Annotated in this window: 1 protein-coding gene and 1 pseudogene; one reads left to right on the plus strand and one right to left on the minus strand. The window is 69.5% G+C overall.

The genetic code is table 11. The features are described from left to right. A pseudogene (locus AOK24_RS37915) lies at nucleotides 1-608 on the plus strand (ABC transporter family substrate-binding protein); the annotation flags it as partial. Between the two features lie 61 nt (nucleotides 609-669). Here AOK24_RS37915 and typA read toward each other — a convergent pair. Then, on the minus strand, nucleotides 670-2,338 hold a 1,669-nt coding region (gene typA / locus AOK24_RS37920; protein WP_055724482.1), incomplete at its 5' end, for a translational GTPase TypA.

Below are 2,338 nucleotides of genomic sequence, written 5' to 3' on the forward strand. Positions count from 1 at the left end.
CCCCGAAGGGCACCCCCGCCCCCGCCGGCGCCGCAGGCCCCCTCGCCAAGGACGGCAAGGCGCTCACCCTGCGCTTCGTCGTCCCGTCCGGCCCCGGCTCGGAGTCCCTGCGGGTCGTCGCCGAGCGGATCTCCCGGATGCTCACGAAGGTCGGCATCCGCACCGACATCGCCAAGGTTCCGGACGAGAGCTACTTCAAGGACCACGTCGCCTCGGGCCAGTACGACCTCGCCCTCTACACCTGGCCCGCCTCGGCGTTCCCCGCGACGGACGCCCGCCCCATCTACTCCAAGCCGGTCCCGGCGGCCGACGGCTCCCTGAACGTCGAACAGAACTACACCCGCGTCGGCACCGACCAGGTCGACCAGCTCTTCGACCAGGCCATCTCCACCCTCGACACCGCCGAGTCCCGCTCCCTCATCCGCAAGGCCGACTCCCGCATCTGGGCCGCCGCCGGCTCCATCCCCCTCTACCAGCGCCCCCAACTCACCGCCGCCCGCAAGGACTTGGTGAACGCGGGAGCCTTCGGCTTCCAGACCCCGGTCTTCGAGGACATGGGCTTCCTGAGGAAGGGCGCGAAGATCTCACCGTCGCCGTCGGCGGACTGACCCCGCGCACGCGAAAGGCCGGTGACCCCCTTCTCGGGGGGCACCGGCCTTTCGCGTCAGGTCAGTTGTGCTTCGCCCGGCTCGCCGTGCGTGCGCGGTCGCGCTGGTCCAGGACCACCTTGCGGATGCGGATCGCCTCCGGGGTCACCTCGACGCACTCGTCGTCGCGGCAGAACTCCAGGGACTGCTCCAGCGACAGCTTGCGCGGCGGGACGATCGCCTCGAAGGAGTCGGCGGAGGAGGAGCGCATGTTGGTGAGCTTCTTCTCCTTGGTGATGTTCACGTCCATGTCGTCGGAGCGGGAGTTCTCGCCGACGATCATGCCCTCGTACACCTCGGTGCCGGGGTCGGTGAACAGGACGCCGCGCTCCTGGAGGTTGGTCATCGCGAACGCGGTGACCGCGCCGGCGCGGTCGGCGACCAGCGAGCCGTTGTTACGGGTCGTCAGCGTGCCGAACCACGGCTCGTGGCCCTCGTGGATGGAGTGCGCGATACCCGTACCGCGCGTCCCGGTCAGGAACTCCGTACGGAAGCCGATCAGGCCGCGCGAGGGGACGACGAACTCCATGCGGACCCAGCCGGAGCCGTGGTTGGACATGTTGTCCATGCGGCCCTTGCGGACGCCCATGAGCTGCGTGACCGCGCCCATGTGCTCCTCGGGGACGTCGATCGTCATGCGCTCGACGGGCTCGTACGTCTTGCCGTCGACGTCCTTCGTGACGACCTGCGGCTTGCCGATGGTCAGCTCGAAGCCCTCGCGGCGCATCTGCTCGACCAGGATGGCGAGCGCCAGCTCACCGCGGCCCTGCACCTCCCAGGCGTCCGGGCGCTCGGTGTCCAGGACGCGGAGCGAGACGTTGCCGATGAGCTCGCGGTCGAGGCGGTCCTTGACCTGGCGGGCGGTGACCTTGCGGTCCTTGACGGCCGCCTTCGCGTCGGCGCCCTTGCCGGTGCCGCCGCGGCCGACCAGCGGCGAGGTGTTGGTGCCGATGGTCATCGAGATCGCGGGCTCGTCGACCGTGATGAGCGGCAGCGGGATCGGGTTCTCGGTGTCGGCGAGGGTCTCGCCGATCATGATGTCCGAGATACCGGCGACCGCGCAGATGTCACCCGGGCCGGCCTTCTCGGCGGGCTTGCGGGTGAGCGCCTCGGTCATCAGCAGCTCGGTGATGCGCACGTTGGTCATCGAGCCGTCGCGCTTGATCCAGGTGACGGTCTGGCCCTTGCGCAGCTCGCCCTGCTCGACGCGCAGCAGCGCGATACGGCCGAGGAAGTTGTCGGCGTCGAGGTTCGTGACGTGCGCCTGGAGGGGCGCCTCCTCGTCGTACTCCGGGGCCGGGACGTGCGACAGGATCGTGGAGAAGAACGGCTCCAGGTTGTCGCTGTCCTGCGGGACCGTGCCGTTCTCCGGCTTGGTCAGGGAGGCGACGCCGTCACGCGCGCAGGCGTAGACGATCGGGAACTCGATCTGGTCCTCGTCGGCGTCGAGGTCCAGGAAGAGGTCGTACGTCTCGTTGACGACCTCGTCGATACGGGAGTCCGGGCGGTCCGTCTTGTTGATGCACAGGATGACCGGGAGCTTGGCCTGGAGGGCCTTGCGCAGCACGAAGCGGGTCTGCGGGAGGGGGCCCTCCGAGGCGTCGACCAGCAGGACGACCGCGTCGACCATCGACAGGCCGCGCTCGACCTCGCCGCCGAAGTCGGCGTGGCCGGGGGTGTCGATGATGTTG

The organism is Streptomyces niveiscabiei, from assembly GCF_001419795.1.
GTDB lineage: Bacteria > Actinomycetota > Actinomycetes > Streptomycetales > Streptomycetaceae > Streptomyces > Streptomyces niveiscabiei.